Origin of the sequence: Cohnella soli, from assembly GCF_042655525.1 — a bacterium.
Classification (GTDB): Bacteria; Bacillota; Bacilli; order Paenibacillales; family Paenibacillaceae; genus Cohnella; species Cohnella soli.
In genome coordinates this window covers 237772-252307 of sequence record NZ_JBHSMI010000013.1, presented here as the reverse complement: position 1 = coordinate 252307, position 14536 = coordinate 237772, and the positions used below count along the sequence as shown (strand labels likewise).

Genomic DNA, 14536 nt, shown 5'->3' with positions numbered 1-14536 from the left:
TTAAATGCTTTGTCAAACTTCTTCCGTTGCCCCATAGAAATTCCCTCCACCTTTTATTATAGAGGGTTTCTCTGTGTCCATCTATTCGGGGCAAGATCAACCTTCAGATGCGCCTTCAAGAAACGATTCAACAAGAAGTCAACAAAACGTAGACTGTAAATAGGTTTCAGCAATTGTTTTACTTAAGCCGCATATGCTAAAATGTCAATAGAAAGACCGAGTGCAGCGAACACTCGGCCTATACAATTGGCTTGGATGGGATGCCCCTTCAAGTTACAGGAACGCGAAAACCCACCTTCGGCGAGCAACCTTGGGGTGGGTTTTTACTTTCTCTTGTAGTTATTCGCGATGTAGGTTAAAAGAGCAATGACAAATGTTGAGAATCCGATCATGATGAGGATTGCGTCTTTTACTTCCATGGCTTCACCTCCTTTCGAAGGGAAACCATGCCCACCCAAGGTATTCAATTGTACATTTCTAGTTTAACAACGGCAACAGATGCGATCAAGTGTTCTTAAAAATGTTTTGAGGATTAATTATAAGGTATATCCATCGACTCCAGAACAGTCAAGCGAGGAAACTTATACATACCGCTCATTAGACTGAAGAACGGCCATGACTTTGTCCGAGAGGCATGCGTCAAAGGAGCCGTAGCTTCACTGTGGCAAAAAAACCAGTCAAACCCTCCATCATTCCGGACGGGCATTTTCTGGCTTGGTGCACGTCAACGTGAGGGCTGTACAGGCCATCTCGAAGCACACTGAGTCAACACGAAGAAGAACAACCGATAAGGCATAACAGTATGTGACTTTGAACATCGCCATGCGGCCCACGTGCCCCGGCGATGTATTTTTCTATGTTCGAAGTCAACACGGAGTCAAAGCAAACAGACAAAGGGCCGGGACGCCCCACCTAGCGGTGTTGCAAATCCCGGCCCGTCGCGTACGAGTCAACAACCGGATGGTCATTGGGAGACAGGCACTTCGCTCATCAGGGCATGTACATTATGATCAGGGTCATGAAAGAACGCCATCCAAATTTCCGTTTGACCCATCTCTGCGATTTTATGAGGCGTACTCAAAAATTGTACATTCCGATTGATTAACGTTTCATATGCAGAGTTAATGTGGTCAACGTTGAAATAAAATACAGAGCTGGGATGATCGAACCTAGGCTCTTCGGGAATGCCCAGCAAAATTCGGATGCCGTTACAATCGAAGAACGCCATGTTCGAAGTCTGAAACAACAGGGTTAAACCTAAAGTTTCTTGGTAGAATCGGGTGGCAACGTCCATGTCATGTACACGTATCGACACTTGACCAATACTTTTAATCTGAAATTCTGAGCTCATGGATAGCACTCCTTGTCATATTGCGTTTTTATACAGTAAATGTAACATTTTTGATTAACCCATGCTTTTCCAAAATCACTTTTTTCTTTTTTGAACGCAGACTGAATAAGTTTAATGATTACGTACTGGAAGGTAACGGAGCCTCTGCCACGATGTTGAGTAAAGTCGGTTGTATTCAAGAAGGGGTTCGTCGTCAAGTCTTCTACACAGATGGCCAATATTTAAACTCTGACCTGCTTGGTTTAACCAAGGAGGAGTATGTGCAGTTCTTAAATGCCAACTCCAAGTAATTTGCTGAACGTCCCGGAAGGTGGCTCCAGACAAAAGTTCAACCATTACCGATTCCATGTCGGCAATGGTTGTTTTCGCTTCAACTCTCGCCGCAATCGCCGCAAAAAAACATACCGATAAATGGGGCTTGTATTTCTCCGTTAAAGTCACTATGATGACAGTAAATAATGATAATCGTTATCATCGCATAGCGCTTCGGAGTGATTGCTATTACTTTGCTGGAAACACCCTACGGATCTCTTATGAAAGTAACCAATTTGGATGATGTGCATCCTCTCGTACGCCGCCGACTTGCCGATCTTGGCATTATGCAAGGCTCGGTTATCTCGCTGCGCAAGGCGATGCCGTTCGGCGGCCCCTGCACGATTGAAGTCAAAGGGCAATGGATCGCCATTCGGCGTAAGGATGCCGGCAGGATCGTGGTGGAGGCATGCTGACTGTCGCATTGACTGGCAATCCGAATACCGGCAAAACCTCGCTTTTTAACATGCTGACCGACTCCTACGAGTATGTCGGCAACTGGGCTGGCGTGACGATCGAGAAGAAAGTCGGCGTCTTGCGGAATAAGCAAGGGCAACTCGTCGACCTTCCGGGTATCTATTCGCTCAGTCCCTTGTCCAGAGACGAAGGCGTAACGACGCTCTACTTGCTGGATGAATCGCCCTCGCTGCTGTTAAACGTGGTCGACACCTCGCAACTGGAACGAAATCTTCATCTGACGATTCAACTGTTGGAATACGGCCGGCCGATTATTCTGGCGCTGAACATGATGGACGTGGCGGAGCAGCGTGGCTTCGACATCGATGTCGAGCAACTGTCGCAGCTGATTGGCGTCCCGATTACGCCGGTTATTGCCCGTTCGGGCAAAGGATGCGATGCGCTTCTGCAATCCGCGTTCAAGACGGGCAGTGAAGTAACCGCGGTGTTCAGCCCGCGCAGCTTCGATTACGGCCCGGTGCTTGAGCAGGCTATCTCCCGTCTGGAGGAGAAGCTTCCGGCAGAGCTGGAGCCCAAGCGATGGCTTGCGCTGCAACTGCTGGAGGGTAACATTCCCATCCTTCAAAAATTGCGCCAGCACGTTGACCCTGTCTGGCTGCAAACGTTCTACAATGAGACGGAGACGATGATTCAGGAGCATGCCGGCGGGAAGAAGCTGGCCGACTTCATTCGCGACAAGAGGGCAGCGATCATCGGTGGTTGGCTGCAAAGCGCCGTTCGTGAAACCAAGCCGGCCCAGACGACGCTGTCGGAGCGCATCGACGCTATCGTCATGAACAAATGGCTTGGCATCCCGGTTTTTCTGGCGTTCATGTTCCTGACGTTTAAGTTGACTTTCGATTGGGTCGGGACACCGGTATCCGACAGGTTGGACGGCTTGCTTAACGGTGCAGTCAGGGATGGCATTGCCGCATTCCTCGATGCAGCCAATGCCGCGCCCTTTATCAAGGCCATCATTCTGGACGGCATCGTTGCCGGGGTTGGCGGCGTTCTCGTGTTCGTTCCGCAAATCTTTATGCTGTTCTTCATCATTTCGTTCGTCGAGGATTCCGGCTATATGGCGCGCATTGCGACCGTCATGGATAAGCTGCTGGAAGGCGTCGGGCTGAACGGCAAAGCTTTCATTCCGATGATTATCGGCTTCGGTTGCAACGTTCCCGGCATAATGGCCGCCCGAACGATCGAGCAGCCAAAGGAACGGTTGTTGACCATTCTGCTGACGCCGCTTATGTCCTGCTCGGCGCGCTTGTCTGTCTATAGCCTTTTTGTAGGGACGTTCTTCCAATCGCATCAAGCGGTTATTGTATTATCGCTTTATATTCTGGGCGTCGTAGTCGCGCTTCTGCTGGCTAAGTTATTCTCTTTCACACTGGCGAAAGAAGAACAATCGATGTTTATCGTCGAGTTGCCGCCTTATCGGATTCCGCAATGGCGAACGCTCTCTCGCAGCACGTGGGAGAAGGGCAAAGGGTTCGTGCGCAAGGCGGGCACGTTTATTTTCGGCGGTTCCGTCGTGATCTGGCTGCTCGGGTACTCAGGCTTCAAGGGCTGGAACGTGCCGATGAATGAAAGCTTCCTGCAGTCGATCGGCTCCTTGTTGTCCCCGATTATGGAGCCGCTTGGTTTCGGCAACTGGCAGGCCGGCGCGGCGCTTCTTACCGGGTTCCTGGCCAAAGAGGTCGTCGTATCGACGATGGGCATCATATATGCAGCGCCGACCGATATTGGCTTGCAAGGAGAAATTGCACATTTCTTCTCTCCGCTTCAGGCGTACAGCTTCATGGTATTCATCCTGCTGTACGTTCCATGCCTGGCGACGGTCGGCGTCATCCGCAACGAAACGAGTTCCGCGAAATGGACCTGGTTTTCCGTCGGATATGCTCTCGTTGTCGCGTACATTATCTCATTCGTTATTTATCGCGGCGGCTTGCTGCTGGGCTTTCATTGACAGGAGGAGGAGAGGAGGTACCGCCATGATCTTTAGTATTATTGTCGGCATCGCTATTTTCGGATATGCGGGCTGGACGTTGACCCGTTACGTTCGCAAGACGCGGCAAGGCAAATGCGCTGCCTGCTCCCTTCAATCGTCATGCCAATCGCCCTGCTCCAGCATAACGAGCCGGGATCAGTAATCTTCAACAATCCAGTGCGTAGAGTAACTTCGGATGCGGGTTTAAGGGCTGTGGCAGGTGGCAAGCATGTGACCTGCTGCGGTCCTCTTTGGTGTTCTCATTCAATAGCGTGACAGGCATTTCATGTAAAAATAAGATTACTCATCAGCCATTTGCTCTAAGTCGTTCATTGTTTTGGCAATCAATTTTCCCTGTTCCATTTGTTGAATTGATTGCTTTATCCTTTTGAGGTTGGACGGGTTATAAAAAGGATCGGTTTGAGTTGTGATTTCAAAAGGAATTCCACCTTGTCGTAACGCCTGCCGAACAAAGATATTAACTGCAGTCGTCATGTTGAGCCCTAAATCCGAAAAAAGAGATTCCACTTCTTTTTTTAGTTCTTCATCCATCCGGATATTAACATTCGTTTGCGCCATCCCTTATCATCCTTTCATAGATATCATTTACATTATAATCCCTCACGGCAGGTTGCTCGGTCTTCAAGCCAAGGAAGTTGAGCTATCGGTGCTCCACATCCGGTATTATGATACGGAGAAGCTGATAACCAAACTGCTGCTTGTCCCTTGCCGAATGGAAATTATATCGCCCGCATGGCTTCGTAATCTTGTCCATAACAGGGTGATAAGCTTGCAGCGATGGCGGCTTTGAACGAGAGGAGACAATTGTTAGGTTAGCTGGCGCCTCGTCGTCGGCAATGACGGATGGGAAATGCTGAGAACCGATCTGTTCAACCCGACGCATTCGGAATAGAGAAGCATAGCTTCATGAAATGACAAAAGCCGCCTTTCGGCGGCTTAACGAATATAATATCGTTTTAAATCCTCATAGAAGTTTTCCCTTGAGCCGGCAAGGATGACGACGACCAGCTCTCCGTCTGCATTCTCCTCAATGCGGTAGGCGATCTCATAATTGGTTCCCCGATCATATACATTATACCCAAGCACGCCTGAAAGATCGCCGGTTTTCATTTCTCCGATCGTTGGATCTGTTCGTATTTCTAGAATTGCGTTGTGATATGCGTCTTTCAGCGGTTTCTCAACGAGCTTTTTGAAATACTTTTTGGCGGGTGGAAGATATAGAATTGGAAGCATTTAATCCTCCGTGTTATCGCCAAATATTTCTTCCGTCTCAGCAGTACCATGGAAGTTGCGAGCAGCTTCCGTGGATTCGGCAAACATATTTTTAATCGCACTATGCAATTCCATTGTTCTCTCACGAAACTTGGTCAGCAGCGCGTCCCTTGAAACCCCCTCTTTAATGAGATCCGCTAATATTAAATCCGAGAAATAATCATTACCTACATTGTCGCGCACAGGACGCATGATGATGTTGAAGTGGATTTGTATCACACCAGATGATTTGACCAATCAGGTCAGAATGCGCACACTCGACGATCCGGCGTTCGTATTGCCATGTCTGACAACCCACTCGGGAGTTATCAGACACGCCTTAGGTCAGAACAGGCATATATGAAAATATCGGCTGATACACGAACGGGGGCGGTCTGCTCTATAGTAATGTTTGAGATTCAATCAATCGTTGAAGGGAAGTGACCATTAATGAAACGAGTTTTATCCAAACTGTTAATCGCGGCTATGGTTATTCTGTCGCTCGGGACTGCAGGCAATCACGCTGCGCATGCGGCAACGATGAACGTATGGACAGCGAGTTCGTATGAGAACATCTTTCAGGATGCTGTCAAACCGCTTTATGCGAGCGCTTCCATTGATCTGGTGATGGCCAAGAACGAATTTGAGTCTGCACAAGTGCTGCTGCGAAGCGACTCAGCCTTTACGATCAATGGGGTCAGCTTCAGCAACCTTACCTCCGGTTCCAATACGCTTGCAGCATCAAATCTCCAGTATCATTTTGTGGAGTATGTGTATGCCGGAGCGAATTCTCAATGGCAGACCGCTTCCTCGGTTGTCCGCAGCGCTCCGGCATATTTTCCCGATGCTCTATCGAACAGCACTGCAGTGAATGTCCCTGCGAATTCGACCCAATCGGTATGGGTTACCGTCAAGGCGCCGACTACGGCTGCTGTAGGGACATATACCGGTACAATTACCGTTAATACCACTGCGGGCAACTTTACGGTCAGCATCGCCGTCGAAGTCAACAATGTCACGATTCCCGACTCGAAAGACGGGGCTTTCCAATATTCGGCCTGGCAGCAAATCGGCGGGACCTGGCACCTTGAGAGCTATGCGAACAGCCATCCGACGGATAACATTAAAGTCATATATGGGTACGAGAGATGGACGCCTCAATGGTGGAGCCTTGTAGCCGATATGGCCCAGCAGATGAAGGACCATCGATTGAACGTTCTGTTCGTCAACACCCCGCAGCTTCTTCTGGACGGAGGAACGACGTTTGACGCCAGCGGGAACTATGTGTTTAATTGGACGAAATTCGATGAATACGTTCAATATTTTATGAATCAGGGTGTGGTGAAGAGTCTGGAATCCCACGCGCTCACCGTTCCTATCTACAATCAGAGCTTCATGGCCTATTTGATCAAGAAGGACACGAGCGGCGTTCCAATGACCGCGATCACGACCTATGGCACGGCGGAAACGAACAAATGGTACGATCAGTTGCTGCCTGCGCTGTACAGCCATTTGCAAGCCAAGGGTTGGTTGTCATTGTGGAATCAGAGCATTGGGGATGAACCGAGAGTACAAGCGCAGTTCGACATTTATACGGAATTGCTCAACAAGATTAGAACCAATTGCCCCGGAATGAAGGTGTATGACGCTTTTAACAGTGATGCCGCTGCTGCTTACCTTCACAACAAAATAGACACTTACGTGCCTATAGAAGATACGGCGCAAATGAACAGACCGTTAATGAATTCCTGGATCGCGGGCGGCAAAGACGTGTTGCTCTATACTTCCAGCACGCCAAGCGGCCAGTGGTTGAACAGGTTCGTCGACAAGCCTGTATGGCAGATGCGTTCCTTGGGCTGGCTGGCCTACAACTGGGGGGCGAACGGCTACCTTCACTGGGCTTGGAACAACTGGTCGAACGGCACATCGTTCATTTCCGTCGATTCGGAATCGTTCAAAGGGGATGATTATGTCGTTTACCCCGATGTGGCGAACAACCGCATCAAATCCTCGATTCGCTTCGAGGCGGCAAGGGACGCAGCCGAAGATTACGAGTTGTTCAAACTATTGGAACAGACAGATCCGCTTGCCGCGAAAAATATCGCCAGCAGCATCGCCCCTGACGGTATGAACAGCTACGTTAAAGATATAAGCGCGATGATCGCGAAGCGCAATGAACTGGTGCGCGCTGCCGCCGCAGCATCAAGTCAGGTGGCTTATTGGAAGCTTAACGAGACGAGCGGCACAACGGCTGCGGACGCCTGGGGGAGCGCGACGGGAACCGTCGTTGGCACAGATGGATGGACAACCGATGGACGGGACGGCGGGGGGCTCAAGTTCGACGGCGTCAGTACCGGCATACTCGTCGGCAAACGAAATCTTCCCCCTCCGTGGACGACATCCATGTGGGTTAAACGTGAAAATGCTTCCGGAACGACGGCGGTATTAATGGGATCGCCGACGACGGCGATAAAGCTTGAGCAATGGAACAACACGAAAAAAGTTGGCATAACCAGGATGGGCCTTAGCGATTTCACTTTTAACTACGAAGCGCCTGTCGGGAAATGGGGCAATCTGACTTTTACCGCGAACGAGAAGGGGACCTCCCTGTACGTGAACGGTCAGTTCCAGGAGACGATTAACCAGGTGATCGATCTCCCGATGGATACGATCGGTTACAAGCGGGATGGGGCCACGAACTTTGATTTCCTCAAAGGCACGCTGGACGAGGTGAAAATCTACAACAGGGCGCTGACGCCAGCCCAGATTGCGGGATTGGGCTCCAGTTCCGGCTCCGTGGCGAACTGGAGATTCGACGAGTCAGCCGGCGCAGCGTACGACTCATCGGGCGGTCATACGGCGGCGGTAAGCGGGGGAGCTTCGCGAGCGGCGGGGAAAGTAAACAATTCGCTTGTGTTTAATGGGCTGGACGGACGAATGGACATGAATATGGCCGATATTCCCGTACCTTGGACGGCTTCCCTGTGGGTTCGCAAAGGCGCGAATCAGACGTCGTCCGCGCTGATGAGTTCTTTGACCGGCGCGTTAAAGCTGGATCAATGGAGCAACACCTATAAGGTCGGCATGTCGAAATGGGGCTCTTATGATCTTACTTTTAACTATACGGCGCCTGTCGGGGCGTGGCAAAATCTGACCTTCGTCGGCACCAGCAGCGGCACGAGCTTGTATGTGAACGGTGTGCTGCAGGACACGTTGCCGAATTCGATCAGCCTGCCTATGGACACGATGGGTTATCGGAAATACGGCGATGGCACTGGGGGCGACTATCTGAACGGAGCGCTTGATGAGGTTCAGATTTATAATCGCGCCTTAAGCGTTACGGAGATTGGAAACATCGTTCAGTCGAATGAAGCCTACTGGAAATTCGATGAAGGCGCCGGCACCACAATCGGCGATTCATGGGGAGGAACGTCAGCCTCGTTCAACGGGCCAACGTGGACTGCGTCGGGATATCGCGGCAGCGCGCTCGTTTTCGACGGCCTGAAGGACGGCATTGATTTGGGCAAAGCCGGCATTAGCGGGCAATGGACGGCTTCCATGTGGGTGAAGCGGGAGGATTCCGCAGCCGGATCGGCGTCCCTGCTTGGCTCTCCCGAAGGAGCGCTTAAGCTCGAGCAGTGGAATAATACGAATAAAGTCGGCATGACCAAGTTCGGCGTCGCCGACTATACTTTCAACTATACGGCGCCTATCGGCACATGGGTTAATTTGACCTTCGTCAGCAACGGCTCCAGCACGACGTTGTACGTCAACGGAAATATTCAGGACTCGATCGCTGCATCCATGACACTTCCGCTGGATACGATCGGATACATTAAAGCGAATCCGGTTGCCGGAAGGGATTCGGACTACTTGAAGGGTACGCTCGACGAAGTGAAAATTTTCAGACGCGCGTTGAGCGCTGGCGAAGTATCGCAGCTCGTGCAGACACCCGGTTTGGCGTACTGGAAGTTCAACGAAGGAAGCGGTACGACCGCGGCGGATTCATGGGGGAGCAATACGGGAACGGTTAACGGCGCTTCATGGACAACGGCGGGCAAATACGGCAATGCGCTTTCGTTTAACGGCACGTCTTCCAAAGCGGATATTGGCAAGCCCGATGTTACGGGGAATTGGACTGCGATGATGTGGGTCAAGAAAGGCGCGCTGCAAAATTCCTCGTCCATGCTGGCTTCGACAACGACGGCATTAAAGCTGAGCCAGTATCCCAATACAGGCAAAGTAGGACTGACCAAGTACGGCGAAGCGGATTATACGTTCGACTATTCCGCACCGACCGGGCAATGGGTGCATTTGGCGTTCATAGGGACGGCCTCAGGGGTATCGTTATATGCGAACGGCGTATATCGTGGGGCTGTCTCTACAACAACCGCAGCTAATCTTCCGATGGCGATGATCGGTTATGGGACGTTTAACGGGGTGCCGACCGATTACTTGAACGGGACGCTGGATGAGATGAAATTGTACAACCGCGCGTTAAGCCCGGATGAGATCATTGCCGCCATGCTGAATTAGGGCGTGTTTAAGAGAGACGTATCCGAATCTGCTGCGCTGCCATTCATTCCGCAGCGCAGCAGATTTTCACATTTGCCGAAAAATGTCGAATGGGATACGATAGGAACGCGAGGGGGGAAAGAGAGACAGATGAGTGTGTTCAAAAAGTACTTCATCACGTATTTTTGCGCGCTGTTCGCACCCTTGCTGGTCATCAGTTTTCTTTTTATCAACTATATGGGCTCGTACTTGAAAGACGGAATGGTCAAAAACACCCGATACATGCTGTCCCAGGTGCAGCATATTATCGACATGCAATTGATCGGAGTCAACAACATTTCGTTTCAAATATCGGGGGATCATCAATTAACGCCTTATTTGATCAAGAAAAACCTGTACTATGGCAAATATGCGCAAGAGGCGCTGAGAAGCTACAAATCGACAAGTTCTTTTGTGGATGAAATCTTCCTGTATATCAGAGGCGACCAGTATATTTATTCGACGAGCAGCAGCTATTCCATCTCGAAATTTATGGATACGCGCTTTTCGTACGAACAGTGGTCCAATAGCGATTTCATCGACACCATTAATCATGTGCAGACGCCGCTCGTGCGCCCGGCCGAAAATGTCGATATCATCGGCCGCTTAAACGAAAAGGCGGTTCCGCGGAAAATCGTCAGCCTGATCGTTCCGATGCCGATTTATGAACCGTCTCCCTACGGAACATTAATCTTTCATATCCGGGAAGAGCAATTCACCAAGCTGATCAGCAACATTATGACGGACTATGACGGCAATACGATGATTGTCGATCATGAAGGGAATATCATTACGGCGCTCAAATACAAGGCTTACATGAATTCGGGCAAGTTCAAGGCGCTCCTTGCCAATAGAGGCAAGCAGTCCGGGTCAACCGGCATTACGTTGGATGGGGAGAAATATATGGTCACCTCCATCTTCTCCGACAGAACCAATTGGTCCTATTGGACGCTGGTGCCGGCATCCGCCGTATCGGACGTCGTCAATCAAACGAAGCTGGCCGTTACGCTGGTGCTGTTCGTCGTGCTGCTGCTGAGCGGCTTGGTCATCTACTACATTACTTTTTTACATTACAAACCGATCAAGCAGCTGCAAGAGCTGTTCCGCGGCCGCGGAGGCGAAGATTCGCCTCATCGCAACGAACTGGATAAAATTCGCTCCGGCATTCATCATATGCTTGAAATCAACCATAATCTGTCCGTTCACAAACAGGGCAGCCAAGCGGCGGTGAGGGATTATCTTTTATCCAGACTGTTGAAGGGGCAGGTTTACGATCTCAGCGAGAATGGCCGAGCTTTGGAGGAGGCGGGGCTTTCCTTCTCCAACCCTTATTTTGTGGTCGCTGTCATGCTCCTGCACGACAGAGATCGGCTGGAAGCGAACGATCGCCCGCAATTCGATCTGGCGGCGATTGAACGTAACGTTCCGGACGGCATGCAAGGGTTTGCCAAGGAATATGTGGAAACGAATTCGGTCGTTTTGTTGCTCACTGTCCGGGATAAGAACAGGATTTGGCTAACGGAAACGCTTGAGGAATATAACCAGCGGCTGCGTCAGTATCACAATGCCCATATTACGATGGGTGTCGGCAGGGTGTACGAAGAAGCGAACCTGATCGGCAAGTCTTACCTGGAAGCAATAACAGCACTCAACTATCGGCTTATACTAGGCAACGATCGGCTAATCAGCATTGACGAACTGTCCGAGAGCTCGGAAGCGAAAAACAGCTATCCGAGGAAAGAAATAGAAGCGTTGGCGGTGGCGATCAGACGGGAGGATAAGTCGTTAATCGACGCCGCAGCCCGGAGTCTGGTCGAATTCGTTAAAGAAGGCCGAATTTCCTTGTTCATCGCAAGGTGCATCTGTTACGACGTTATTAATACGATCATTAAAGTGCTGGACGAAGTGCAACGTTCGGGTGCCTCGCCGGCTGAGTATTATCCCGACGTCACCCGCATTATGGAGTTCGGAACGATCGAAGAGCTTGTGGACGTTGTGAAAGCGGTTTGTTTCGATCTTTGCGATAAGATAAATGAGGGTAAAACGGAAAATTCGCTTGTTGTGAAAATGCGCCGGTACATTGAGGACAATTACAGCGACCCGAATTGTTCGATCAACTACCTCGCCGATGCGCATGAACTGTCGGAGTCATACTTGAGCAGATACTTCAAGAGCGAGACCGGTCAGACATTTACGGATTACGTCGTTCAATTAAGAATCGAGAAAGCGAAGCTTATGCTCGTAACGACAGACGTAGCGCTGAAAGAGATTATCCAGCAGGTCGGCTACTATGACGTATCCAGCTTCATCAGATTGTTCAAGAAAATGACAGGCGTAACGCCGGGAGCGTACAGAAGCAGAAATTCATAAATAGCGGACAGGAGAGAGAGCCTGTACCGCTTTTTTTATGCGCTGTTCGGGATGTCGCCGGTGGAAGTCAAATCAGGCCATATCGTGACAATCAGGCATATTCCTGCCGACATTCATCGCCGCCAGCCCTTGCGCGGCGCGGCATGTCAGATTCCGCCTATGCGGAAGAATCGGCTCATATACACGGTTGCAAGCTCGCGGTTATCCTACAGGTAAGTTCGCTGTACGCATCTTCGGCAGCCGCTGTTGAATGCGATTTCAAGGAGGCAGATATCGTTTTATGATTGCAGTCAAAAGAAGAAACAAAACGCTGAAGTATATGGCACGAAACTACGATTTGTATTTGTTTCTGCTTCCGACGATTATCTTCCTGATTATATTCAGTTACCTTCCCATCTATGGCGTACAGATTGCGTTCAAGGATTTTATGCCGACTGACGGCATATTGGGCAGCCACTGGGTCGGTCTGAAACATTTCGAGCGACTGTTTCGTTCGGCGTACTTCTGGCCGATTGTGAAGAACACGATTATCATTAGTGTTTATTCCCTGCTCGTTTCTTTTCCCGCGCCTCTGATTTTCGCGCTCATGCTGAATCAGATGAGAAGCCAACGGTACAAGAGAGTTATTCAGACGATCACTTATGCACCGAACTTTATCTCTGTTGTGGTGGTGGTCGGTATGCTTATGTTATTTCTATCTCCTACGACGGGACTCATCAACAGATTGATTGAATGGTTTGGCGGCAACCCGGTGTTTTTCATGATGAAGCCGCAATTGTTCAGCACGATCTATGTGTTGTCGGATGTATGGCAGACAGCCGGATGGGGAGCGATCATTTACCTGGCAGCCCTGAGCGGCATTAGTCCCGAACTGCATGAAGCTGCGATCGTGGATGGCGCAAGCAAGCTCAGAAGAATTTGGCACATCGATATTCCGGGCATTGTTCCGGTAGCGATGATCTTATTGATCTTGAGTCTTGGCAATCTGATCGGAGTCGGGTTTGAGAAGGTATTCTTGATGCAGAATCCCGTCAATGCGTCCGTCTCAGAAGTCATTTCAACGTATGTTTATAAAGTTGGCCTCAAGGGAGGCGATTTTAGCTTCTCGTCTGCGGTCGGGCTGCTGAACAATATCGTCAACTTCATCCTGCTGATTCTGGTGAACCGGATCGCCAAGTCTGTGTCAAGTCATAGTTTGTGGTAAAGGGGAGCTTCGTATGGGAAGAAAGAAAAGGTCCACACCGGATATGATATTTGATGTCAGCAACACCACAGTTCTTACAATCATATTGATTATTGTCGCTTATCCGCTCTATTTCGTTCTAATCTCGTCAATCAGCGATCCTGATCTGGTCAACTCAGGGAAAATATGGTTCTGGCCGGAAGGCCTCTCTTTTGACGGGTATAAGAGAGTTTTCCAAAGCCCGGATATTATTATCGGTTATCGAAATAGCCTTATCTATACGATTGCCGGCACTTCCCTCAATCTTCTGTTAACGTTGCCGGCAGGCTATGCTTTGTCCCGAAAAGATCTTAAGGGACGCAAAGTCGTGATGTTATTCATGCTGATTACGATGTACTTCAGCGGCGGCTTGATCCCGACCTACTTGCTCGTCAAGAATCTTGGAATGCTGAACAGCATATGGGCGCTGATCATCCCTAATGCCATAAGTGTATGGAACATCATTATCGCGAAGACGTTCTTCGAATCTAATTTGCCCGACGAGTTGCTGGAATCTGCTGCGATTGACGGATGCAGCAACAGACGATATTTCATTTCGATTGCGATTCCGTTATCCAAAGCATTGATTGCGGTTACAGCATTGTTCTATGCGGTAGGCCATTGGAATTCTTATTTCAATGCATTGATCTATCTGAAGGATACGGGGAAGTACCCGCTTCAACTCGTTCTGAGGAATATATTGGTGCTCGATCAGGCGAATGCGGCTATGATCAAAGACCAAACTATCGTTCGAGAATTGCAGAGGCTGGCGGAAGCCATCAAATATCCTATTATTATTGTCGCTTGCTTGCCTGTACTTGTGCTGTACCCGTTCCTGCAGAAGTATTTTACCAAGGGTGTACTGATCGGTTCGATTAAAGGCTAAGCCCGGTTGTGAACAACGATAAGGGGGTGAACGCCGAGAAGAAGACAGGAACTGCGCAACTATACGATTCAAGGGGTTACAGAATCAACGCACGATCCGGCATCAGGAAACGGGATCATGGGA

At 49.8% G+C, this 14536-nt stretch carries 12 protein-coding genes; 7 read left to right on the top strand and 5 right to left on the bottom strand.

Annotated elements, in window-relative coordinates; genetic code table 11:
* Positions 1–323: 323 nt before the first annotated feature.
* Together ACFPOF_RS08005 and ACFPOF_RS08000 are read right to left on the bottom strand one after the other, a co-directional pair.
* On the bottom strand, positions 324–392 hold the full coding sequence (locus ACFPOF_RS08005; RefSeq protein ID WP_240703079.1) for a putative holin-like toxin: 69 nt from the start codon (positions 390–392) through the stop codon (positions 324–326).
* 572 nt (positions 393–964) lie between these two features.
* Positions 965–1351, bottom strand: coding sequence for a VOC family protein (locus ACFPOF_RS08000; protein ID WP_378131343.1), 387 nt, complete (start codon positions 1349–1351; stop codon positions 965–967).
* Between the two features lie 491 nt (positions 1352–1842).
* On the opposite strand from ACFPOF_RS08000, the gene ACFPOF_RS07995 reads away from it, so the two are divergent.
* From ACFPOF_RS07995 to ACFPOF_RS07985, 3 genes are read left to right on the top strand one after another with little or no spacing between them, the layout of a single operon-like run.
* Positions 1843–2079 carry a FeoA family protein gene (locus tag ACFPOF_RS07995; RefSeq protein ID WP_378131341.1) on the top strand — a complete coding sequence of 79 codons (237 nt, stop codon included), beginning with the start codon at positions 1843–1845 and terminating at the stop codon, positions 2077–2079.
* The gene (gene feoB, locus ACFPOF_RS07990; RefSeq protein ID WP_378131339.1) at positions 2073–4088 is read left to right on the top strand and encodes a ferrous iron transport protein B; all 2016 of its coding nucleotides are present in this window, start codon (positions 2073–2075) and stop codon (positions 4086–4088) included. Before ACFPOF_RS07995 ends, feoB begins: the two co-directional genes overlap by 7 nt.
* 25 nt (positions 4089–4113) lie before the next feature.
* Entirely contained in the window at positions 4114–4272 is a 159-nt protein-coding gene (locus tag ACFPOF_RS07985) for a FeoB-associated Cys-rich membrane protein (RefSeq protein WP_378131337.1), read from the top strand.
* A 137-nt stretch (positions 4273–4409) separates the two neighbouring features.
* On the opposite strand, the gene ACFPOF_RS07980 is transcribed toward ACFPOF_RS07985, so the two are convergent.
* The 3 genes from ACFPOF_RS07980 to ACFPOF_RS07970 form a co-directional block, all read right to left on the bottom strand.
* Complete coding sequence (locus ACFPOF_RS07980) at positions 4410–4688, bottom strand: type II toxin-antitoxin system RelB/DinJ family antitoxin (protein ID WP_378131335.1); 279 nt, start codon at positions 4686–4688, stop codon at positions 4410–4412.
* Positions 4689–5066: 378 nt separating this feature from the next.
* Positions 5067–5363, bottom strand: a complete 297-nt coding sequence (locus tag ACFPOF_RS07975) for a type II toxin-antitoxin system RelE/ParE family toxin (RefSeq protein WP_378131333.1) — start codon at positions 5361–5363, stop codon at positions 5067–5069.
* Positions 5364–5639, bottom strand: a complete 276-nt coding sequence (locus tag ACFPOF_RS07970; RefSeq protein ID WP_378131331.1) for a hypothetical protein — start codon at positions 5637–5639, stop codon at positions 5364–5366.
* Between the two features lie 192 nt (positions 5640–5831).
* Here ACFPOF_RS07970 and ACFPOF_RS07965 point away from each other — a divergent pair, with 192 nt between their 5' ends.
* The 4 genes from ACFPOF_RS07965 to ACFPOF_RS07950 all read left to right on the top strand — a co-directional run bounded on the left by ACFPOF_RS07965 (position 5832) and on the right by ACFPOF_RS07950 (position 14413).
* Positions 5832–9917 (top strand): glycoside hydrolase domain-containing protein, encoded by a 4086-nt coding sequence (locus ACFPOF_RS07965; protein ID WP_378131329.1) that lies wholly within the window; start codon positions 5832–5834, stop codon positions 9915–9917.
* 129 nt (positions 9918–10046) lie between these two features.
* Positions 10047–12305, top strand: a complete 2259-nt coding sequence (locus tag ACFPOF_RS07960) for a helix-turn-helix domain-containing protein (protein WP_378131327.1) — start codon at positions 10047–10049, stop codon at positions 12303–12305.
* 280 nt (positions 12306–12585) lie between these two features.
* The gene (locus ACFPOF_RS07955; protein ID WP_378131325.1) at positions 12586–13509 is read left to right on the top strand and encodes an ABC transporter permease; all 924 of its coding nucleotides are present in this window, start codon (positions 12586–12588) and stop codon (positions 13507–13509) included.
* A 13-nt stretch (positions 13510–13522) separates the two neighbouring features.
* A complete protein-coding gene (locus ACFPOF_RS07950; RefSeq protein WP_378131323.1) occupies positions 13523–14413 on the top strand; it encodes a carbohydrate ABC transporter permease in 891 nt (296 codons plus the stop codon).
* The last annotated feature ends 123 nt before the right edge of the window (positions 14414–14536 follow it).